This window comes from Coprococcus sp. BIOML-A2, from assembly GCF_009875795.1.
Classification (GTDB): domain Bacteria; phylum Bacillota; class Clostridia; order Lachnospirales; family Lachnospiraceae; genus Coprococcus; species Coprococcus aceti.
In genome coordinates, this window is the sequence record NZ_WWSI01000003.1 from 474,926 (window position 1) to 496,526 (window position 21,601).

General features: G+C 44.2%; 17 protein-coding genes and 9 tRNA genes. 8 read left to right on the top strand and 18 right to left on the bottom strand.

The genetic code is table 11. The features are described from left to right. Positions 1–60: 60 nt before the first annotated feature. From guaB to GT575_RS09045, 8 genes are all read right to left on the bottom strand, one after another. The gene (gene guaB / locus GT575_RS09010) at positions 61–1,512 is read right to left on the bottom strand and encodes an IMP dehydrogenase (protein WP_015533942.1); all 1,452 of its coding nucleotides are present in this window, start codon (positions 1,510–1,512) and stop codon (positions 61–63) included. Between the two features lie 151 nt (positions 1,513–1,663). Next, positions 1,664–3,799: an LTA synthase family protein gene (locus tag GT575_RS09015; protein WP_161171899.1), complete on the bottom strand. Its 2,136-nt coding sequence runs from the start codon at positions 3,797–3,799 to the stop codon at positions 1,664–1,666. 174 nt (positions 3,800–3,973) lie between these two features. Continuing rightward, positions 3,974–4,045, bottom strand: a tRNA-Gly gene (locus tag GT575_RS09020). Between the two features lie 98 nt (positions 4,046–4,143). Then, positions 4,144–4,215 (bottom strand) — tRNA-Gly (locus GT575_RS09025). Between the two features lie 99 nt (positions 4,216–4,314). Then, on the bottom strand, positions 4,315–4,671 hold the full coding sequence (locus GT575_RS09030) for a heavy-metal-associated domain-containing protein (protein ID WP_015533943.1): 357 nt from the start codon (positions 4,669–4,671) through the stop codon (positions 4,315–4,317). A 21-nt stretch (positions 4,672–4,692) separates the two neighbouring features. Then, on the bottom strand, positions 4,693–5,175 hold the full coding sequence (locus tag GT575_RS09035; RefSeq protein ID WP_015533944.1) for a transcriptional repressor: 483 nt from the start codon (positions 5,173–5,175) through the stop codon (positions 4,693–4,695). Between the two features lie 108 nt (positions 5,176–5,283). Beyond that, positions 5,284–7,716, bottom strand: a complete 2,433-nt coding sequence (locus GT575_RS15430) for a sensor histidine kinase (RefSeq protein ID WP_161171900.1) — start codon at positions 7,714–7,716, stop codon at positions 5,284–5,286. Beyond that, complete coding sequence (locus GT575_RS09045) at positions 7,716–8,405, bottom strand: response regulator transcription factor (protein WP_022215879.1); 690 nt, start codon at positions 8,403–8,405, stop codon at positions 7,716–7,718. Before GT575_RS09045 ends, GT575_RS15430 begins: the two co-directional genes overlap by 1 nt. A gap of 213 nt (positions 8,406–8,618) precedes the next feature. Between GT575_RS09045 and GT575_RS09050 the strand changes: the two genes are divergently transcribed. Further along, positions 8,619–9,812 carry a DUF4317 domain-containing protein gene (locus GT575_RS09050; RefSeq protein WP_015533946.1) on the top strand — a complete coding sequence of 398 codons (1,194 nt, stop codon included), beginning with the start codon at positions 8,619–8,621 and terminating at the stop codon, positions 9,810–9,812. 64 nt (positions 9,813–9,876) lie between these two features. Here GT575_RS09050 and GT575_RS09055 read toward each other — a convergent pair whose 3' ends face one another. The 6 genes from GT575_RS09055 to GT575_RS09080 form a co-directional block, all read right to left on the bottom strand. Then, positions 9,877–10,824 carry a magnesium transporter CorA family protein gene (locus tag GT575_RS09055; protein ID WP_015533947.1) on the bottom strand — a complete coding sequence of 316 codons (948 nt, stop codon included), beginning with the start codon at positions 10,822–10,824 and terminating at the stop codon, positions 9,877–9,879. 123 nt (positions 10,825–10,947) lie between these two features. After that, complete coding sequence (locus GT575_RS09060; RefSeq protein WP_161171901.1) at positions 10,948–12,489, bottom strand: sodium:solute symporter family protein; 1,542 nt, start codon at positions 12,487–12,489, stop codon at positions 10,948–10,950. A gap of 317 nt (positions 12,490–12,806) precedes the next feature. Continuing rightward, positions 12,807–13,769, bottom strand: a complete 963-nt coding sequence (locus GT575_RS09065) for a calcium/sodium antiporter (protein WP_015533950.1) — start codon at positions 13,767–13,769, stop codon at positions 12,807–12,809. Positions 13,770–13,854: 85 nt separating this feature from the next. Next, complete coding sequence (locus tag GT575_RS09070) at positions 13,855–14,364, bottom strand: shikimate kinase (RefSeq protein WP_161171902.1); 510 nt, start codon at positions 14,362–14,364, stop codon at positions 13,855–13,857. Continuing rightward, entirely contained in the window at positions 14,361–14,819 is a 459-nt protein-coding gene (locus tag GT575_RS09075; RefSeq protein WP_022215931.1) for an Lrp/AsnC family transcriptional regulator, read from the bottom strand. Before GT575_RS09075 ends, GT575_RS09070 begins: the two co-directional genes overlap by 4 nt. Positions 14,820–14,843: 24 nt before the next feature. Next, the gene (locus GT575_RS09080; protein ID WP_022215932.1) at positions 14,844–15,788 is read right to left on the bottom strand and encodes an AEC family transporter; all 945 of its coding nucleotides are present in this window, start codon (positions 15,786–15,788) and stop codon (positions 14,844–14,846) included. Positions 15,789–16,005: 217 nt separating this feature from the next. On the opposite strand from GT575_RS09080, the gene GT575_RS09085 reads away from it, so the two are divergent. From GT575_RS09085 to GT575_RS09115, 7 genes are all read left to right on the top strand, one after another. Further along, positions 16,006–16,080: transfer RNA gene (locus GT575_RS09085), tRNA-Pro, on the top strand. Positions 16,081–16,110: 30 nt separating this feature from the next. Continuing rightward, positions 16,111–16,181: transfer RNA gene (locus tag GT575_RS09090), tRNA-Gly, on the top strand. 41 nt (positions 16,182–16,222) lie between these two features. Further along, positions 16,223–16,296 (top strand) — tRNA-Arg (locus GT575_RS09095). 79 nt (positions 16,297–16,375) lie between these two features. Then, positions 16,376–16,449: transfer RNA gene (locus tag GT575_RS09100), tRNA-His, on the top strand. A gap of 33 nt (positions 16,450–16,482) precedes the next feature. Then, positions 16,483–16,554 (top strand) — tRNA-Gln (locus GT575_RS09105). A 20-nt stretch (positions 16,555–16,574) separates the two neighbouring features. Then, positions 16,575–16,647 (top strand) — tRNA-Lys (locus tag GT575_RS09110). Positions 16,648–16,696: 49 nt separating this feature from the next. Continuing rightward, positions 16,697–16,776: transfer RNA gene (locus GT575_RS09115), tRNA-Leu, on the top strand. 134 nt (positions 16,777–16,910) lie between these two features. On the opposite strand, the gene GT575_RS09120 is transcribed toward GT575_RS09115, so the two are convergent. From GT575_RS09120 to GT575_RS09135, 4 genes are all read right to left on the bottom strand, one after another. Then, positions 16,911–17,180: a hypothetical protein gene (locus GT575_RS09120; RefSeq protein WP_015533951.1), complete on the bottom strand. Its 270-nt coding sequence runs from the start codon at positions 17,178–17,180 to the stop codon at positions 16,911–16,913. Positions 17,181–17,349: 169 nt separating this feature from the next. Beyond that, positions 17,350–19,698 carry a DNA helicase PcrA gene (pcrA, locus tag GT575_RS09125; RefSeq protein ID WP_161171903.1) on the bottom strand — a complete coding sequence of 783 codons (2,349 nt, stop codon included), beginning with the start codon at positions 19,696–19,698 and terminating at the stop codon, positions 17,350–17,352. A gap of 131 nt (positions 19,699–19,829) precedes the next feature. Continuing rightward, positions 19,830–20,810, bottom strand: coding sequence for an SPFH domain-containing protein (locus tag GT575_RS09130; RefSeq protein ID WP_015533953.1), 981 nt, complete (start codon positions 20,808–20,810; stop codon positions 19,830–19,832). Positions 20,811–20,849: 39 nt separating this feature from the next. Further along, positions 20,850–21,527, bottom strand: coding sequence for a PspA/IM30 family protein (locus tag GT575_RS09135; RefSeq protein ID WP_015533954.1), 678 nt, complete (start codon positions 21,525–21,527; stop codon positions 20,850–20,852). Positions 21,528–21,601 lie beyond the last annotated feature (74 nt).

Sequence of the window (21,601 nt, forward strand, 5' to 3'; positions counted from 1 at the left end):
AAGGATGCATATCTGACAGATATGCATCCTCTTATCTGAAATCATCTATGCAAATTTCTATTACTCTACACTGTAGTTAGGAGCTTCCTTTGTGATATGGATATCATGTGGATGGCTCTCCTTGAGTGAAGCTGCTGAAATCTTGACGAACTCTGCCTTCTCATGAAGCTCTGCAATGTTCTTTGCTCCGCAGTAACCCATACCTGAACGAAGTCCACCGATGAGCTGGAATACTGTATCCTCAAGTGATCCCTTGTATGCCACACGGCCCTCAACGCCCTCTGGGACAAGCTTTCTTGCGTTCTCCTGGAAGTATCTGTCCTTAGAACCATTCTCCATGGCTGCTATAGATCCCATACCTCTGTATACCTTGTACTTACGTCCCTGATAAAGCTCGAAATCACCAGGAGCCTCATCTGTACCTGCGAACAGGCTTCCCATCATACATACGTTGGCACCTGCTGCCAGAGCCTTTGTGATATCTCCTGAATACTTGATACCGCCATCTGCGATAACAGGGATTCCGGCATTCATAGCTGCATCATATGCCTGCATGATAGCTGTGATCTGTGGTACACCGATACCTGCAACAACTCTTGTTGTACAGATAGAACCAGGTCCGATACCGATCTTGACTGCATCTACACCCATGTCGATCATAGCCTGTGCGCCTGATCTTGTTGCAACGTTACCGGCAATAACCTGAAGGTCAGGATACTTCTCCTTAACCATCTTGAAGGTTCTCAGAACATTGGCTGAATGTCCATGTGCTGTATCTATAACTATCGCATCAACCTTTGCTGATACGAGCTCTGCAACTCTGTCGAGGATGTTGGCTGTACATCCTACTGCTGCTGCACAGAGAAGTCTGCCCTGTGCGTCATGTGCTGAATATGGGTACTTGATCTGCTTCTCAATATCCTTGATCGTGATGAGTCCCTTCAGATGGAAATCGTCATCAACGATAGGAAGCTTCTCCTTACGAGCCTTTCCAAGGATCTCTCTAGCCTCGTCAAGTGTGATTCCCTCCTTTGCTGTAACAAGACCCTCAGATGTCATTGACTCCTTGATCTTCTTGGTGTAGTCCTTCTCAAACTTCAGGTCACGGTTGGTTATGATTCCAACAAGCTTGCCATCCTCTGTGATAGGTACACCTGAGATTCTGAACTTGCTCATAAGCTCGTCAGCATCTGCCAGTGTATGCTCTGGAGATAAGTAAAATGGATCTGATATTACACCGTTCTCTGAACGCTTTACCTTGTCAACTTCCTCTGCCTGCTTCTCTATGGACATGTTCTTGTGGATAACTCCGATACCACCCTGACGAGCCATGGCAATAGCCATTCTGTGCTCTGTAACTGTGTCCATACCGGCACTCATAAGAGGAATATTCAACTTAATCTTCTGTGTCAGCTTTGTTGTAAGGTCAACGTCATTTGGTAATACCTCAGAATAAGCAGGTACCAATAAAACGTCATCAAATGTAATTCCTTCGCCAATAATCTTACCCATTTTCTTCTCTCTCTTTCTGTAAAATATTTAATAAGAGCATTGTGCTCATTATGTACGTCAATTAGCCTTAATAGAGAAAACACATCACCCAACACTTATCGCGTTGGGTGATGTAACTTTTTAAACATGCTAACAAATTATATAGTTCTTGTCAAGGCAGTTCTTCCGTCTCCGTGGTCACATTTGTCTCTGTGTCCTCCGGATCTTCAGGATCTCCCTTATATACATAAGTGTCTTCCACTCCGAAATCTATACTGTCGTCTCCGACCTGCGCCACGGATATCTCCTTGCCCGCCTCAAACGAGTCCTCATATGGAAGAAACAGCGTATCTCTGTCTATATAGATAGTCTCCTTCAAAAAGGCATCATCTATCCACACAAATGTACATTCATTGAAGTTGCTTCCGTGGATATAATATCCATTCATAGGCTGTGGCTCCTCAGCACTCTCACCGTCCCCGGAACCATCATTTGCCGTGAAATCCGCTTCTTCATCAACCGGTGGCACATACACGCCCTTTTTGATCTCCGAGATCCTGATCTTGCTTATGCCGTATTTCATATTCGTCGGCTCATATGGCCATCCATCAGGATACATGTATCTCTGTCCATAAAGCATATCATACTCAATGTTCTCGAGATCATCATCATAGTTTGCATCGCCCGGCTTGTACTTTGACTGGAACTTCTGCACATAGCTCTTCTCAAATCCCAGCATATCAAACACCTTTGTGCTGAGCTGATATGCCTCTATATCCTCATCCTCAACCGGGAAGTTCTTCATATTGCTCCAGACAAAATACTCTGTCTGGTAAAGGTCTCCGTTGGTTATATCGTCCTCTGTGATCTCAAATCCAGGAAGATGGTCTCCATACATAACGAGAACGACCGGCTCATCGTACGCCTTAAGTCTGTCTATAAGCTTGCCAATGAAATCGTCCATCTCGTGGAGCTGGTTACAGTAATATGTCCACTGTGTATCAAGGCTCTCATCGCCTGTTCCGGCAACCTTTATAGGGTAACTGTAATTCTCCTCGTCAAGCTCTGATGGGTATCTTCCATGTCCCTGTACGCTGACGGTGAATATGAAATCCCGTCCAGTGGTGGAGTACAGAGTCTTCATGATCTCACCAGTAAGGACATTGTCCTTCTCCCAGTTCTTCTGAGTATGCTCCAGATTGTACATATACTCCATCGGGGTAAATGTATCAAATCCCATGTTTTTATACACCTTGTATCTGTCATAGAATGTACCATCGTGATTGTGCATGGCATGTGTTGAATAACCATCAAGCTTCAGCTGTGTCGCCATGCTCTCTATGGTCTGCTTGCCAAGTATGGTCTTATATGGATACTCACCTGCACCGAAATATGCCACGTTAAATCCCGTGAGCACCTCAAATTCCGAGTTGGCTGTACCTGCACCGATCGCCGGCATCGTCAGGAATCCTGATGTACATTCCTCCTTCAGCTTTGTGAAATTCGGAATAGGATTCTCATTGAACGTGAGGCATTTTACATATGACGGATCCATGAATGACTCAAGCTGTACAAATATAACGTTTGGCTTGTCCTTGCCAGGCTTTGAATCCGTTGTGCCAACACTGTCCAGATCATCCTTTATCTCAAGCATCTTATCCTCGCTGTAATCACTCGGCTGTCCTATACCTACATCGACCACACTGTTTGAGAAACAGTATACAAATCCATAATTGTTGTATGCCGTTGCAAGGTTTGCAAAATTATCTGATATAGTCTGTGCATTGAGCGCGATCTTGGTGAAGAGCATTACACAGAAGAATGTCGCAACTATAAACACAGTCGTTCTCGTTCTATATATATTGCCCGTAACCGTCGGCGATTTTATGAACAGAACTATGATGGCTGCCAGCGCAACGAACAGAAGCGCAGCTATGAGCACGATCTGCCATACATTAAAATATTTGTCTATGATAGTTATCGTATTCCTCGCCATAAGCATATCGATAGCTGAAAATGGCGTTATTCTGAATCCCAGAACTATGCAGTTCGTGATTCCAAGTATCAGCCATGCAAACGATATAACGCAGTATCCGAATATTCTCTTTCTCATGAGCAGCGAAAGTGTCAGCGTAAAGAAAATGATCGAACAGTTATACAGGAATATGAGCGGCTGACTCCACACATACGATATCGCCTTAAACAGCGAATGTCTTCCAAGAGCTTCCAGAACAACGTCCAGAACAATTGCAAGAACCAGACAGATAAAAACTGCTGAATGATGAAAATTCTTAAGTCTCTCTTTCATAATTTAATCATTACCTCGTAAAAATTATACTTTTTCTGATATTCAACGATTGTGATTGATTATATCACTACATGTCATTTATTCAATAGTAAAAATGTTTAAATTTTATTACCAATCGCTTCTGAGGGCAAAAAAAAATCAGGATTGAATCCTGAGTGTGAATTAATATAAAAGAGCGCGAGACGGGAATCGAACCCGCGACCCTCTCCTTGGCAAGGAGATGCTCCACCGCTGAGCCACTCGCGCTTATCTGCTGTGCTACCAACAACAATATGGATAATATCACACCGCCAGCAAACTGTCAACAACTTTTTTAAAATTTTAGCAACATGGAAATTATCCAGAGCGCGAGACGGGAATCGAACCCGCGACCCTCTCCTTGGCAAGGAGATGCTCCACCGCTGAGCCACTCGCGCTTATCTGTTGTGTTTTCAACAACAATATGGATAATACCACATCTTATTCGAATTGCCAACAATTTTTTGAAAATTTTTTACAATTTTTTATTCAAGACTTTATCCTATACCGGTTACTGAGTATCCACACCTCTCTACACAGCTCTTAAGCTCATCATCAGATACTTCTCTTCCGAGCTTAACGACAGCCTGCTTCTTCTTGAGGTCGACTTTTGCGTTCACCTGGCTCAGACTGTTCAGTGCATTCTGTACACGATCTGAACAGTTGCTGCAGTGCATTCCCTCTATGTAAATAGTCTTCACGGCGACAACATCCTTTATCTTGTCACCCTTGACCTTGACGGAACCACCGCCGCCACAGCAACCTCCTTCTCCTTTAAAGTGCTTTGCAGAACTGATAACTGCACCCACTACTATAAGCACCAGTATGCACACTACCAATATTGTTCCACCCATTGTAGATCATCTCCTTCGTTATTAACAACATGAGCCACAGCCACAAGGCTTTACATTGACACCTGTCACCATCTGATTCTCAATATATCCGCCAGCCATAAGTCCTGCACGGATTATCCTGTTCCACTCTTTGGCCGAAAGCTCAATGCTGGATGAATCATCAAGCTCAATGACACAGGCATCCTCTATACCACAGTTGGCACCACAGGCAACCTTATACATGTTTTTACGGTTGATGGCTCCTATATCCTCCAGTGTATTCACCATTCTGTACACTGTAGCCGAGCCTATACGACTGTCCTGCTTGACCGCCTTATAATAAATCTCCTTGCAGGAAGAACACTCTTCCCCGAGTATTATGTCAAGGAGTATCATTCTCTGTCTGGTTATCCTGCATCCCCTTTCCCTGAGTCTGCTGATAACGATCTCTTTCTGCATCTCTGTACGCTGGATACCTGTATCATCTATACTCTTCTTGTCCGTCTCTAATCTTTCGTTAGTCATCATACACGCCTCCTTCTGATTGTTGATAATATTATCATCAAGGTTAGTATGCCCTAACTCAAATTAGTTGTCAATAACATTTTTTCAATAAATCATGTTAATTTAATTTTATAAAGTACCATTATCTGTAAATATTATGGCCGCTTTGAACAGATCTCCGTCTATGCTTATAGTAAATCTGGCATTCATCAGAGTACACAGACTGTTCGCTATAGATAATCCCAGTCCGCTTCCCTCCGTATTTCTGGAGCTGTCTCCACGGACAAATCTCTCCATGAGCTCATCACTGGACACATTGAGCGGATCTCTGGATATATTCTTAAACTCCATCCTTACCTCGCCATCTCCGCGGATAACCGATGCGTAGATTCTCGTTCCCGGCATCGCATATTTGCTTATATTTGCAAGGAGATTGTCGAATACTCTCCACAGATGCTGTCCATCTGCCATAACCACCGCAGGTGTATCCGATCCCGTAAATACGACCTTAAGCCCTGCCTTGTTCAGTTTGTCTCCATACTCTCCTATTGCCTGTTCCAGAAGCATATTGGCATCTATCTCCGCCCAGTTTATCTGGATATTTCCCGTCGATGCTTTGGACGCCTCGACCAGATCCTCTATGAGTTTTTTCAGTCTCGCAGACTGTCTTGAGAGAACTTCTATATATTCCTGTCTTGTCTTCTCATCCATATCGTCCTTCTGCAGCAAATCAACATAGTTGATTATGGATGTAAGCGGGGTCTTTATATCGTGGGATACATTTGTTATGAGTTCTGTCTTCAAATGCTCGCTCTTCATTCTGGCCTCAACAGCCTTTGACATGCCGTCTCTTATCTGGTTGAGGTGTTCACCATGTGCGCGGAATACCCAGAACATTTTGCTTGTGTCCGCTTTCCTGTCCAGATTGCCCTCCGCCATCTCCTTTGCGCACTTGTATAACTCTTGTGTCTGTATGAGATATGCCACTATTCCGACTATGCACAGCCATTTTAAAATGATATAAATCACCACCCAAAGAAGGCCTCTCATGCTGCCTGCTGCCAGGATTGCCACAAAAATTATCTCTACTATAGTTATACCTATATAAGCCCATACGCCCTTCTGCGTCAGGGACATATGACTTTTCACATACCTGAAACAAGATTTCGTCTTTCCTGCTATCCACTTCAGTGCGCGGATTATCAGGCAGTCTGCCCAAAATGTTCCCGCCTTCACCTTCGCAACCATATTGTTAAAGAAAAACAACGCCACAGAATATAGACATGCCACCGGCACCAGAAACGCAATGTACTGTATATTTTCTGATACAAATGTGTAGTTCCTATACTGGTTCACACACATGGATGCAATACCGCTTTCAACGCAGATCCCTACTGCTGCTGCAACAGAGCATACTGCCATAGCCAGCACAAGCTCAGTCGGAGTCCTCTCAAATCTGCCGAGAGTTATCGTCTCCTTCCCTGTCTTTACGCCGGCGTTGACCATTGAAAATATTGACATGACGATGCACAGCAGCAACATGACTGCAAATCCTGCCAGTATCCCCTTGCTCTTCGTCCTCCATATTCCAATGTATTGAACCATTTCCGGATTTGACGCTTTGATGTTGTCTACAGCAGCCGCCACGTCCACATAGCACTTTCCCGTGATATTTATAAATGAATATGCATCATAGCTTAGCACAAGACAGTAGCCATTCCCAGATGAACTGCCAATCTCGTCTGTGTCGTCAAAATACAGTTTTTCAACTGAACTCGGGTAATAATCGCCATACATGATATCCTGTGTGGTGATAGACTTTCCATCCGCTGTCAATACAGAATCTGTATCATTCTCCACAGTATCATTTTCGTCATTTTCTTCATTATACGTGTATTCGTCATAATATGGATCGTTCTCCCCCAGCAGGGCATTGATATACTGCTCACCCTGTTCCATATCACCTAGATTGTTAAACACAATATATCTTTTAACAGGCACTTCTATCGTGCTGTCATAATCGTTCGTATATATATTGTCGTCCAGTCGGGCTTCGTCATTTATCAGCTTTATATTTCCGGTCGTTACTTTTATCTTTCCAGTATTTGCATTTGCATCATCACTGCAGGCTGCCGTCAGCATATAGCCGATATCGCCTCGTTCGCTCATATCCGCATACCGGTATGACGACTTGATCGCAGATGTTGTATCCGCGTTGGTCAATCTCCGGAAAACATCAGCCGCGGTTATAACCTTATCTCCGTTATGATCGGCGCTCACGAGCTGACTATATGTTGTAATGCTTTCCAGCTGCGACCTTGTATCCTGGATGTAAGCATTCACCTTTTCGGTAAGCGCATAATTTGTGTCCTCCACATAATCATTTACAAGCCTCTCATACGGCGTCGCGCCCTGATCATCATCACTGTACACTCCAAGGTAGCTTCCCTGCAGCACCAGACCGCCTGTATACAGCGTTCCATATGCCAGCACCGCCACAAGAATATATATTCCAAGTTTAAAGAACACATTTCCTCGTATCTTATAAATCGCCTTATCCACTATTGTACCTCCATTTTATAACCTCTTCCCCAGATAACCTTTATATATCTTGGGTCTGAAGGATTTATCTCTATCTTTTCTCTAAGATGTCTTATGTGTACTGCAACAGATCCTTCCGCTCCCATAGGATCCTCCTTCCACACTGCCCTGTATATTTCTTTTGTAGAAAATACCTTTCCCACATTCTGCATAAGAAGTTTTAGGATGTCATACTCCGTTGGGGTGAGGGGCATAACTTCTCCATCAAGTGTGACCTGTTTGGATTTGTCGTCAAGCTCTATTCCTCCGATAACCAGCTTATCTTTTGGTGTCTCTCCGCCTCCCAGCTGCATGTAACGCCTGAGCTGGGACTTTACCCTTGCCAGAAGTTCCACCGGATTGAATGGTTTTGTCACATAGTCATCTGCGCCGACCTCAAGTCCCAGCACCTTGTCGGTATCCTCACTCTTTGCCGTAAGCATGATAACCGGCACATTGCTGCTCTCTCTTATCTTTGCCATGGCTGTTATACCGTCCATCTGAGGCATCATGACGTCCATGAGTACAAGCTGTATGTCATTAGAATTTACCATATCAACTGCCTCCATACCATTGTAAGCTTTATACACCGAATACCCGGCTGTCTTAAGATATATCTCTATAGCTGATACTATATCTTTTTCATCGTCACATATTAATATATTGTACATTTTTCTTGTCCTCACCTTTTTCGTATTTATCCTTAGCTTACCACAATCACCTCCTGTTCTCAATTATCGCCATACTGCCATTAAGAAACAACCATTATAAAGTTTAAGATATCTTTAAGACTTGTCATTATTTGTGGTATACTTAGGAGGCGGTCTGTCATTGCAGATGTTATAACGCAAAATATATCACTATATAGAAACGGAGTTTTATTTATGACAAAAAAAGACGTACTTGAGATAAGACACCTGTTTGCTCCAAAGGAATGCTCCATAAGCAAGATCCGCGGATGCTACGTGGACGGAGACTGCAACAAGGTGGCGACCATCAACGAACAGTTTCTCACCATGCCGGAAGAAGAAACATACAAATATTTTGAAATACTGAAAAAGACTTTATCAGGAAGCATTGGCAAGAATCTTGTCACCATGCCATTTCCTACCTCCCAGGAGTTTGAAGGCGGCACACAGGAATTCCTGAATAAACTCAGAAAGAGCAAGCTTGAAAACGATGAGCTGATAAATGAGTTCTATGACAAGGTCATCGAGAACTACGATTACACTGGCAACTACCTCATACTGCTCATCCACGATACATATGATGTTCCGGGCAAGACAACCGACGGCATCATGATGGACGATGCATCAGACGAGGTGTATGACTATATCATGTGCTCCATTTGCCACGTCAACCTGTCCAAGGCGGGACTCAGCTACTTCGACGTTGAAAGCACATTCCACAACAGAGTCCGCGACTGGGTGGTCGACATGCCGGACATAGGCTTCCTGTTCCCGGCATTTATCGACAGGAGCACGGATATCCACAACGTTCTGTACTACACCAAAAAACCGGAGGAGCTTCACGACAGCTTCATAAGTAACATCCTTGGCACTTCTCTTCCTATAACTGCGGGAGAACAGAAGGATGTATTTCAGGAGATCGTGGCTGAGACTCTGGGAGATGACTGTAATTACGATATGGTAAGAACCATCCACGACAATCTGAACGAGATGATAGAGCAGAGAAAGGACAGTCCGGAACCGCTTACTCTCTCAAAAAACACTATAAAGAACCTGCTGACAGAGAGCGGAGTATCAGACGAGAAGATGGCAGATTTTGACGCCCACTACGAGAAGGTAACCGCTGCGGCAGCACCGCCTGAGCAGCCATCTGAGAACCCGGAGGATGAACCGGCCATAGTTGTACCGCGTGAGAAGTCAACTGTCATGTACGCGACAAATGTTGCAAACACAAAAACATTTGAGGTAAAGACTCCTGATGTGGTCATCAAGGTGAATCCTGAGAGAACTGATCTGGTAGAGACCATGGAGATCGACGGAAGGAAATGCATCGTCATCCAGATATCCGATCAGGTCGAGGTAAACGGAATACCTATCAACAACAAATAACAAAGGCACAAAAAAGGACCACCGGCAGCAACAAAACCGCCGGTGATCCTTTTTTCTATCTGCCCTACTGTTTGAGCATCTTCTTTTTCTTCAATATAATAGCGATAACTATGCTTATCACAAGTATGATACCGCACACTATCTCAAATCCATATGGTACATTCGCAAATGGCATCCACTTCGTGCCCACATTCATTCCATACACACCGGATATAACTGTAGGCACAGCCATGACGATGGTTATGGCCGCCAGAAACTTCATGGCGTTGTTCAGTCTGTTGTTGATGATGGTCGTCATGAGCTCTCTCGTACCACTTATGATATCCCTGTATATCTGTGTCATCTCGATAGCCTGCTTGTTCTCCACCAGAACATCGTCCAGCAGTTCCTTATCCTCCGGGTACTGCTTGATCCTGCCGTATCTTGTCAGCTTATCAAGAACTACTCCATTCGCTCTCAGTGATGTGGCGAAGTATACGAGGTTGGACTCCAGCTCGTGAAGATCTATGAGATCCGCATCCTCGGTCTCCTCCTGGATACGCTGCTCAATAAGGGTTCTTCTTCTGTCCATGACTCTCAGATAATACTGGTATGTGGTACAGTTCCTGTAGAGTATCTGGTACATGAACCTCATCCTCTTCTTGGTGCTGAACTCTCTCACCTTGCCCTCCATAAAGGCCTCAAGCACAGGAGTCTCCTCGGCGCATATGGTGATGATGCAGTCTGCAACCAGTATGATACCAAGAGGGATTGTTGTATATGCCTCTCGTTCATTTCTTATCTCTATAGAAGGAATATCCACGATTATCAATGTGTAGTTGTCCTCCACCTGAACACGTGAGCTCTCCTCGTCATCCAGTGCGGCTCTGACATCCGCCAGATCTATCTCAAACCTCTCGGCTATGCTCTTACTCTCATCTATTGTTGGCTTAGTCATGACTATCCAGGCACCAGGACCATATTCCTGTATTTCACTCAAAATTCTGTCATCCGTTCTGTACAGTGTGATCATTCCCTGCGCCTCCTGCCACATAGATTACAGCATGCCTCAAATGCACATTACCGCCTGATAATATTAACATAAAAAACACGGCCTTTCAACAAAGTTTTGTGTAAAGACCGTGTAATATCTATGTTAGTCAAGTGCCTTCCTGTGAGCTACAGTAACTGTCTCCTCATAGCAAGAGAATGCATCCTCAACCTTCTTCTGGTCAGGCTTCTTTGTGAACAGACTCACAATAGGAACGATGATAAGTCCTCCAACCATGGCAACCGCACCGCAGTTGATAGGTGACTGCATCATTGCAGGGAACTTAAACAATCCCCATGTATTGCTTATAAAGTTCAGCGTCATGATTCCTGTTCCCCATATAAAGCATGTCCAGCAAGCCGCAACTGTTGTCTTCTTCCAGTATAAGCCATATAAAAATGGAGCAAGGAACGCACCTGCTATAGCCCCCCATGAAACACCCATAAGCTGTGCTATGAACGTTATCCTGCTTGAGTACTGCACGATGGCTATGACAGCCGATACAGCAACAAACATAACGAGCATGAGCCTCATGACAAGTATCTGTTTCTTCTCATCCATCTTCGGTGCAATGACCGGCTTTATAAAGTCGATGGTGAGCGTTGAGCTGGATGTAAGGACCAGCGAAGAAAGTGTGGACATAGATGCTGAAAGCACCAGTATGACCACAAGTCCCATAAGGGCAGCTGGAAGCTTCTCAAGCAGATGTGGAATGATAGCATCAAATCCCTCTGTCGCAACATCTGTACCTGTGAGTCTTCCAAATCCGCCGAGGAAATAACATCCTCCGGCAACTATCGTAGCAAAAAGTGTCGACACAACTGTACCTGTCTTGATGGATCTCTCATCCTTGATGGCATAGAACTTCTGTACCATCTGTGGAAGTCCCCATGTTCCAAGGGATGTCAGCACGACAACACAGAACAGATTGAATACGTCAGGTCCCAGGAATGATGCAAATACACCCGGTGTATCTGACACTGCAGGATCATTTATCCTTGCCAGGCTGTCAAATGCTCCTGTGAGTCCGCCGTAGTTGTTGAGTACCGCATATATGACTGCCACGATTCCCACCAGCATGATGAGTCCCTGGATGAAATCGTTGATAGCAGTCGCCATGTATCCACCAACGATTACATATATACCTGTAAGGGCAGCCATGACGATTACGCATATCTTATAGTCAACATTGAACGCCATTCCGAACAGTCTTGAAAGTCCGTTGTACAGTGACGCTGTATATGGAATGAGGAAGATGAAGATGATGATCGACGAGAAAAGCTTCAATGACTTGCTGGAGTATCTCTTCTCGAAGAACTCCGGCATAGTTCTCGTGTCAAGCTCCTGTGTGAGCAGTCTTGTTCTTCTTCCGAGAACTACCCATGCCACCAGTGAGCCAAGCAGCGCATTTCCAATTCCTATCCATGTGGAAGCAATTCCGTACTTCCATCCAAACTGTCCGGCATATCCAATGAATATAACCGCTGAGAAGTAAGATGTTCCATAGGCAAATGCTGTGAGCCACGGGCCAACGCTTCTGCCCCCAAGAACAAATCCATTCACATCCTTTGTGTGTTTTCTCGAGTAAAATCCAACTCCAAGCATGATCGCAAAGAAAACAACAAGCATAATAACTTTGAGTACCATAGTATCCTCCCAATACATTTTTTATCCGCGGTTTGCTTTATCACGTCAAAGCGTGTCAACTTTAAAGTTTTGCGGTTTAAATTGCTATGTCTGATTATAAGTTATACCCATACCATAGTCAAGAAATATCCACAAAAAATACAGCGTGCGGCAATCGCTACACGCTGTATTTTTTATTGAGATCTAATCAAGTTCATCTAAATCATAAAAATCATCCATACTGTAATAATCCTTGTCATCGTGACTTGTTATACACACCAACTCTTCCGGTTCATAATCATCACATAAATGACTATACCCCATTCATTTGATATCTGCTACATATAATTCTTGTACATAATATAAGCAAAATATACCGCATACACAGCCAGCATCACTATTCCGCCCGGCCTGGTGAGCTTCTTCTTTCTGACGCTGCACACCCAGAGGAGAACAGCAGCCACTATTGCCATGATGCCATCCAACAGGAAGTTCTGCTCAAACTGCACTGGGGTTATGAGCATTGTAGTTCCGGCAACGAAAAGTATATTGAATATATTGCTTCCAACTATGTTGCCTATGGCAATATCTGTCTGCCCCTTTTTTGCCGCTGTGCATGATGTCACAAGCTCAGGAAGAGATGTGCCAAATGCCACTATTGTAAGACCTATGAGTCTCTCTGTCATTCCGAGCTTTCCAGCTATATATGATGCCGCATTTACAGTGAAATTGCTTCCGACCACGACCAGTGCTAATCCTATGATTATAAACAGTATAAGTCTCGGAGTCTTATCCTTCTCCGTGAGTTCTATAGAATCACTCTCGCTGTTGCCATTCTTCGCGCTGATGATCAGATATACCAAAAATCCAATAAACACTACATAGAATATCACACCCTCAAGTCTGCTGAGCACACCATCAAAATATCCCATGCAGAGTATCATGATCGATGCCACGATAACAAATGGTATATCTATCCTAAGTGTATTTTTCTTTATAGGAAGTGCTGCTATGAGTGCTGTCACTCCAAGGATGACAAGTATGTTAATAATGTTGCTTCCAAGCACATTTCCAACAGTGATCCCGGCTCCCGCAGGCGAAAGTGCCGCCTTTATGCTGACAGCTGCTTCTGGAGCACTAGTGCCCATGGCAACTATTGTTAATCCAACTACCATCTCTGGTATGTTGCATTTGACAGCTATTTTAGACGCACCATCTACAAATACATCCGCTCCCTTTATCATAAACACAAACCCAAGCACAAGAAGCAGTATCTGACCTAACATTTTTAATATCTCCATACATTCCCTCCATTGTATATATGCTACATTTTTACCTCAGCTATATAAGCAGCTTTTCTATCCCTATCATGTGGCATATGACGTATTACAGATCTCTTCTGACAATTATCATGCCCGCAACGCTGTCCAGCAATTCCTCAATTCCAAGGCCTTCCGCTTTGATATTGATATGACAGTACTTCTCATAAAGCTTTGTCCTCTCATTATACAAATCTTTCAGAGTCTGTCCATCCTTCAACACCACGCCTCTTCTCTTGATATTGCCAAGTCTGTTCGCTATCTCCTCATATGGAAGATTGATATATATAACTGTATCCTCCGCCATGTATTTCTCCATGGCCTCAGTACAGTACACAGCGCTTCCACCTGTGGCTATGACTGCATGTTGGTCTGTGATACCCTTGTTCACATCATTCTCTATCTTTAAAAACCCATCATCGCCATACTTTGCTATGATCTCCCTGAGCAGCATTCCCTGACTGTTCTGTATGAGAATATCTGCATCGATGAACTTATAACCGAGAACCTTTGCCAGAAGAACCCCTATAGTGCTCTTGCCCGCTCCCGGCATGCCTGTAAGTACTATGTTGTTCATTTCTCTTTTACCTCCGGTATAACTGATACTTCGTCCTTAAGCGTCTTGAGAACAAAGTGCGTTTCAGTTGCTGACACACCCTCATATCCCTTCACAAATCTATACACCTCGTCCAGACCTGCAGCGGAATCAGTCACTATCTTCAATATAAAGTCAAAATCTCCTGTCATATAGAAGCATGCGACTATGCTGTCATTTGTCTGTATAAGCTGTGCAAATTCATCATAATATTTCGGATGCTTCAGTCTCACTTCCATGATGGCTACCATCTCATTGCCCAGCTTTTTCTGGTCAACCTCAATGGTATATCCCTTTATTACCCCGCTGCTCTCCATCTTCCTTATTCTCTCTATCACGGCCGAGACAGAGAGATTGATCTCTTCACTGATGGCCGATGCTGTAAGTCTCGCATTGTCCTTCAGGCATCTCAGTATCTTGTAGTCAATGTTATCCATTAATTAAACCTCTGTATAATAAAATTAGATTACTCCCAAACATTTTAACACAAACACCCACAGAGTCAACGTCACTGACGATAATAATGTGGATAAAACGATAATATTCGATGACAGCACATAATCATTGTCCATATTCTTCGCCATGATGTATCCCGACACCGTAGCCGGTGCTCCAACCATTATCAGTATAGCAACAATCTCACTCGGCCCAAAACCCATACCAATGGCAACCGGAAGGAATATGACAGGAAGAATCACAAGCTTTATGACCGTTGCCACAAGTGACGGCTTGAGCCTGGTCAATGCCTGCTGTGAGTCAAATCCAGCACCTATGGCTATGAGCGCTATAGGAGTCGCCGTCTGTGCTATATAACTGATAGTTCTTGTCGGTATGGCTGGTATCGGTATGTCAAATACAGAGAACGGGACTCCAAGCAATATTCCTATGATGATCGGATTCTTCAATATATTGACGAACGCTTTCTTGATACCCGCTGTTCCCCTCTGTCTGTCGTTTCCGCCAAATGTCAGAGCTATTACAGATATAATATTGTACATCGGCACCGCTGACACTATCATGAGAGGCGCCATGCCCGAGTTGCCACAGATATTCTCCACAAATGCAACGCCGAGAACCGCAGCACTTCCTCTTGCTCCCCCCTGCACAAATGCACCGATCATGGTTCTGTCCTTACAGTATATCAGTGCAAACACCCATACCAGCCCAAACATTATGATCGTTCCAAAGAAGCAGAACAGAACAAACTTTACATTGAGGTCGTCCAATATGGAGGTCGTCGCAATATCCCTGAACAGCAGAACCGGAAGGGCTACCTTGAACACATATTTATTCGCCACGTTGGCGAACTCTTCTGTTATAATATGTATCTTCATCAGAAACCATCCCAGAAGTATCACCAGAAATATCGGTATCGTTGCATTTATGCTGAATATAAAATTATCCATTACTACACATCCTCACAATTTTCAATTTTTTTCAAAATACCTATTGACTTTCGCTCCTATAATGCATATAATGCAAAAGTCGGTTTGATGAATAGGCGATAACGTCTGATTCAATATAACACATCAGCAACTGATTTTCAAAAAAAAATTAAAAAAGTTGTTGACAAACATTACCGACTTGTGTATAATAGGTTTTGCGTTGGTCGCAAAGGACTAACGGGGTGTGGCTCAGCTTGGCTAGAGCGCTTGATTTGGGATCAAGAGGTCGCAGGTTCGAATCCTGTCACCCCGACTTATAATCCAAAACACTGTTAAGCATTATGCGGGTGTAGTTCAATGGTAGAACACTAGCCTTCCAAGCTAGATACGTGGGTTCGATTCCCATCACCCGCTCTTTATTTTCGCTAACATATACATATAGCGGGAATTGGTACGTGTCCGTAGCTCAGCTGGATAGAGCAACGGCCTTCTAAGCCGTGGGTCGGGGGTTCGAATCCCTTCGGGCACATTTTTGTATCTTAGCTACTACTACTGTTAGCAGGCTAAGATATATTTTTATAAAATAGCAATTATTTTATAAGCCTATGGTGGGTATGGCGCAGTTGGCTAGCGCGCCAGATTGTGGCTCTGGAGGCCGAGGGTTCGAGTCCCTCTATCCACCCTTTTTCTTTATCGCACATATTAGCGATGCTATTGGGTTATCGCCAAGCGGTAAGGCACAGGACTTTGACTCCTGCATTCGCTGGTTCGAATCCAGCTAGCCCAGTTATTAAAGTCCAGACTTATGGGCCATTAGCTCAGGCGGTAGAGCACTTGACTTTTAATCAAGTTGTCCGGGGTTCGAGTCCCCGATGGCTCACTATTTCCCTTCTGATATGAGGGGCTATTTTTATTTTATGAAGAATTAAGCGGATATGGCGGAACTGGCAGACGCGCTAGACTTAGGATCTAGTCCTTCGGGGTGCAGGTTCGATTCCTGTTATCCGCATTTTTTATACCTTTTATCATGACGTTTCGTCCTATCTTCCATTTTTTTAGTAGATGACAAAAAAATACGCTCTATCCTCAATGGATAGAGCGTATCTTTATACTACCATATTCTTCTATATAATACAGTACGAATTACTCAGCGTCTGCCGCCTCGGCTGCTTCTGCTGCTGGCTCTGCCTCATCTGTATCTTCCTCATCATCGAAGAAGTCATCGTCGAAATCATCGTCGAAGTCATCATCAAAATCATCAAGGAAGTCTGGTGTAAGATATGAATATACTGCATATGCAATACCTGCAATAGCAGCAACGGCACCAATGATAACCAAGATCACAAATAATGTGCTCTTTGCCTTCTCTTCTGTTGCATCGCCTTTAACTAAGATTACGTCACTACTCTTCATCGTTACATTCCACCCTTTCTTAACCCTGTAACGGGTTTCATTATATTATATTGATTTGAGAGAAGAAACATACAGTTATTATCTCCCAACACATACCAAAATTATAGCATACGGTTTTGATTATTTCTATATGTATTTTATAAATAAATCTAACATGCGGTTTAATTGACTACTCGCATTTTTTGAGCTTTGCAAACGAAGCAAACATCTTCCTGACACCGCATCTGTCGAAATTCACTGTAACCTCGTAATCCTTATCGCCCTTCTCCAAAGCCTCCACAGTACCCGGACCAAACTTAATATGTCTGACTCTGTCTCCAACAGCATAATCCGGCTTGCCAACACTGTTTACCACAAAGGCTTTGCCGAACGAAGGCTGGGAAGACGGCTGCCCGTATGACTGCTGTTTTGCATAGCTGCTGTATGGATTCTTCTGTCCATAGCTTCTGCCTGAGGCTGCTCCAGCGGTTCTTCCACCGCCATAGCCGGCATATGTATCACCATATGAACTTCCATACGCATTTCTGCGTCCTTCACCTCTGTTATATCTGTCGACAGACTCCGACTCTCTTCGCTTTGCCATATTCTTCATATCAGCTTCATGCTCAAACAGCATAGGCGGGATCTCTCTTATGAATCTGGACACATCGCTGTACACCCTGTTACCATGCATCATTCGTTCCTTCGCCGCACTCAGGTACAGCTTTTTCATGGCTCTGGTTATACCCACATAACACAGACGTCTCTCCTCCTCAAGAGCATCGGGATCATCTGAGTTGAGTGCCATTCCACTAGGAAATACTCTGTCCTCCATTCCGCATATAAATACGTATGGGAACTCCAGACCCTTGGCACTGTGGAGAGTCATCAGCTTGACCTGATTGTCATCCTCCGACATGGCATCGAGGTCAGACACAAGCGCTATCTCCTCCAGAAACTCGCTGAGCCCTGCCTCCTCATTATCCTCTGTGAATTCCACCACCTTGTTGCGGAGTTCATCGATATTCTCAAGTCTAGTCATGGCCTCCTCTGTGTGCTCTGCTATGAGCTCTGACTCATAACCCGTATCCTCAAGGATCCTGTCGTACACCGAGTCAAGGCTCTCACCATCCGCCAGCATATCCCTGAATGATGTGATAAGCTCCGCAAACTGCCTGATCTTGGCCGAGGTCTTGGCAGCCATTCCCGGTATCTCGTCAGCTCTCGCCGCAGCATCCATCATCGACAATCCATACGCATCCGCAAATGACTCAACCTTGCTGAGACTCGCCTCGCCTATACCTCTCTTCGGAACATTTACCACTCTCCTGAAGTACAGGTTGTCAGTGGAATTGTTGATGACCTTGAGATATGCCAGAACATCCTTGATCTCCTTTCGGGCATAGAAGTTTGTGCCGCCATATACTCTGTATGGTATGTTCGCATACACCATCTTCTCTCCTAGCACACGGGACTGTGCATTCGTCCTGTAGAGGATAGCTATATCCCTGTAGTCCACTCCCTGTCTGACAAGAGTCTTGATACGGCTCGCCACCATATCTCCCTCTGCATATTCCGAATCGCACTGCTCAAACGAGATCTTCTCACCGGCATCCTTATCCGTCCACAGAGCCTTATCCTTACGGCCTGCATTGTGCTGTATGACTGCATTCGCTGCGGCAAGTATATTGCCACAGGATCTATAGTTCTGTTCCAGCTTGATAACCTTCGCATCCTCATATTCCTTCTCAAAGTTCAGAATATTGGTTATATTCGCTCCTCTGAACTTGTATATGGACTGATCATCGTCTCCCACCACACACAGGTTCCTGTATTTTCTCGCAAGCATCTTGACCAGCAGAAACTGTATGTGATTAGTATCCTGATACTCGTCAACCATGATATATCTGAATCTATTCTGATATGTATCAAGGACATCAGGATTGTGCTCGAACAGCTCCACCGTCTTGTAAATAAGATCGTCAAAGTCCATCGCATTGTTCTTCTTAAGACGACTCTGATACTCAGTGTACACCTCTGCAGCCTTTGTTCCTGCATAGTCTGCAGCATTCTTTTTTGCGAATTCATCAGGTGACAGATACTTCTCCTTGGCCTTGGATATCTCCGCCATGAACATCTTCTCGGGATATCTCTTCGGGTCTATCTGAAAATCCTTGAGTATACTCTTCACCGTACTCTTCTGGTCATCCGAATCATATATATCAAAGTTCTTGCCATAGCCGATCTTATCAGCATATCTTCTGAGTATCCTCACACACAGCGAATGAAATGTGCTGACCCATACCCTGTCAGCTCCGTCCCCAACTATCAGATCAACTCTCTCCCGCATCTCACGGGCCGCCTTGTTGGTGAATGTGATCGCCAGTATGTTCAGAGGATTAACTCCTTCGTGCTCCATGAGATAGGCTACCCTGTGTGTGATAACCCTGGTCTTTCCGCTTCCTGCTCCCGCAAGTATGAGCAGTGGCCCATCCACATGCTCACAGGCCTGTTCCTGCATATCGTTAAGTCCTGCCATAATTCCTCCTGTATCCTGTGACGTAAAAAACGCCGTTATATATACCAAACATATGTTTTATTCCATCTGCCTAGTATATCATAACAGCGTTTATTTGAAAATATCATTATTCAATTATAATGTATTTGTCTTTAGATCAGCTTCGTTCCACAGTTGCCACAGAACTTCGCACCGTTAGTTGGCTGTCCACAGTTAGGACAGAACTTTGGAGCTGTTCCGGTTCCTGCTGCCTGTGTTGCTGCATTGTTCATCTGGTTCATAGCTCCGGCCATCTGACCTGCCATAGCCATTCCCATCTGCATTCCTACCATGGCATTTGCCATATCCGTTGCATTGCTTCCGGCTGTTCCTGTACGGCCACCCCTTGCCATGGAATCAACCATATTCACCTGCTGGAATCTGTTCATATCCCCTATCATAGAATACTCAGCAGCCTGATCAGCACGCTTCTGTATATTCTCAGGATATGTAAACTCGCTTATTCTGAAATCAGTTATCGTAAGTCCGATTCCCAAGAGTTCCATGTCCAGATCTTCCTTGATACCCTTAGCTATATCAACGGAATTGGCCATAAGATTGAATACGTCTCCGCCAACCTTTGTGATCCACTTCATCAGCAGTCCGTCCAGGATACCCCTTATCCTATCTCTTATGTCATCGACTGTGAACTGCTGCTTTATACCTGCAACCTTCTCTATTAGAACATTATAATCGTCTATCTTGAATGAGAATTTACCATTTGATCTCACAGGAAGTCCACCCGGAAGTCCCGGTGCCTGAAGTCTGATCGGTGAACTGGTTCCCCAGTTACATGTAAACTCTTTTGTATTCACAAACAGAACCTCTGCGCGAAGTCCTGAATTGAATCCGAACTTAAATCCCTTCAACGTTGAAAGGAATGGTATGATCTGTGAATCAATAGTGTAGTTTCCAGACTCGGTAAATATACCTTCAACCGCTCCGTTATAAAGGAATATAGCATCCTGTCCCGGTTTGATTATAAGCTTTGAATCCTTCTTGATCTCTCTATTTGTCCACTTCCAGAAGATGACGTCATCTCTGTACTCTTCCCATTCTACAACATTAGCAAACTGATTTGAAAATAAACCCATGTAGTGCACTCCTCTCTGTTCTGCAATATGTTTGGAATATTATAATCCCATCTTTGCCTTAAGTGCTGCAAGCTCATCCTGAACGTCTGCATTTGGAGCTGCATCATACTTGCTTGCAAGATCATCTATTGAATCTGCGCTTGATGAATTGAGCTCGCTCATTGCATTTGCCTTGTCAAGCATAGCGTCTGCCTTTGCTTCCATTCTTGAAAATGCATCAAGTGAAGCTGATGAATCGCCGATACCGCTCATCATCTTGTTCATACGCTCCTGAGTCTTAGCAACCTGAACCTTTGCCTTGATAGTCTCTTTTCTTGCATTGAGATCGCTGACATCCTTTGTGAGCTTGTCATGCATCTGTCTCATCTTGGCTGCGTTAGCTGCTGCTGCATCATATGCCTGCTGAAGAGCTACCTGCTTCTGCGTGAGCTGGTTCTTCTTCTCGAGGAACTTCATTGCATCGCCCTCGTTACCTGCTACAAGTGCCTTCTCTGCATATGTCTGCATCTTTGCGATCTCTGCGTCACACTCATCAAGCTGTCTCTTGCATCTCTGCTCCTCTGCCATAACAGTTGCAGTCTCTGACTTAACCTTTCTGAGATCCTCCTGAAGGTCTCTGAGGTACTGATCTATCATCTTCTCAGGATCCTCTGCCTTGTCAAGAAGTGCATTGATGTTTGATGACATAATGTCCTTAAATCTCTTTAAAATTCCCATAACTTTTTACCTCCGCGTTTTAGGTTGATTTATTTGTATATAATATTAAATGTTGCCTCCTGTCGACGACACCA

Excerpts from the sequence above, each read along its gene's own strand:
- guaB (WP_015533942.1), bottom strand. The coding sequence starts at position 1,512 with ATGGGTAAGATTATTGGCGAAGGAATTACATTTGATGACGTTTTATTG.
- GT575_RS09015 (WP_161171899.1), bottom strand. The coding sequence starts at position 3,799 with ATGAAAGAGAGACTTAAGAATTTTCATCATTCAGCAGTTTTTATCTGT.
- GT575_RS09030 (WP_015533943.1), bottom strand. The coding sequence starts at position 4,671 with ATGGGTGGAACAATATTGGTAGTGTGCATACTGGTGCTTATAGTAGTG.
- GT575_RS09035 (WP_015533944.1), bottom strand. The coding sequence starts at position 5,175 with ATGACTAACGAAAGATTAGAGACGGACAAGAAGAGTATAGATGATACA.
- GT575_RS09045 (WP_022215879.1), bottom strand. The coding sequence starts at position 8,405 with ATGTACAATATATTAATATGTGACGATGAAAAAGATATAGTATCAGCT.
- GT575_RS09050 (WP_015533946.1), top strand. The coding sequence starts at position 8,619 with ATGACAAAAAAAGACGTACTTGAGATAAGACACCTGTTTGCTCCAAAG.
- GT575_RS09055 (WP_015533947.1), bottom strand. The coding sequence starts at position 10,824 with ATGATCACACTGTACAGAACGGATGACAGAATTTTGAGTGAAATACAG.
- GT575_RS09060 (WP_161171901.1), bottom strand. The coding sequence starts at position 12,489 with ATGGTACTCAAAGTTATTATGCTTGTTGTTTTCTTTGCGATCATGCTT.
- GT575_RS09065 (WP_015533950.1), bottom strand. The coding sequence starts at position 13,769 with ATGGAGATATTAAAAATGTTAGGTCAGATACTGCTTCTTGTGCTTGGG.
- GT575_RS09070 (WP_161171902.1), bottom strand. The coding sequence starts at position 14,364 with ATGAACAACATAGTACTTACAGGCATGCCGGGAGCGGGCAAGAGCACT.
- GT575_RS09075 (WP_022215931.1), bottom strand. The coding sequence starts at position 14,819 with ATGGATAACATTGACTACAAGATACTGAGATGCCTGAAGGACAATGCG.
- GT575_RS09080 (WP_022215932.1), bottom strand. The coding sequence starts at position 15,788 with ATGGATAATTTTATATTCAGCATAAATGCAACGATACCGATATTTCTG.
- GT575_RS09120 (WP_015533951.1), bottom strand. The coding sequence starts at position 17,180 with ATGAAGAGTAGTGACGTAATCTTAGTTAAAGGCGATGCAACAGAAGAG.
- pcrA (WP_161171903.1), bottom strand. The coding sequence starts at position 19,698 with ATGGCAGGACTTAACGATATGCAGGAACAGGCCTGTGAGCATGTGGAT.
- GT575_RS09130 (WP_015533953.1), bottom strand. The coding sequence starts at position 20,810 with ATGGGTTTATTTTCAAATCAGTTTGCTAATGTTGTAGAATGGGAAGAG.
- GT575_RS09135 (WP_015533954.1), bottom strand. The coding sequence starts at position 21,527 with ATGGGAATTTTAAAGAGATTTAAGGACATTATGTCATCAAACATCAAT.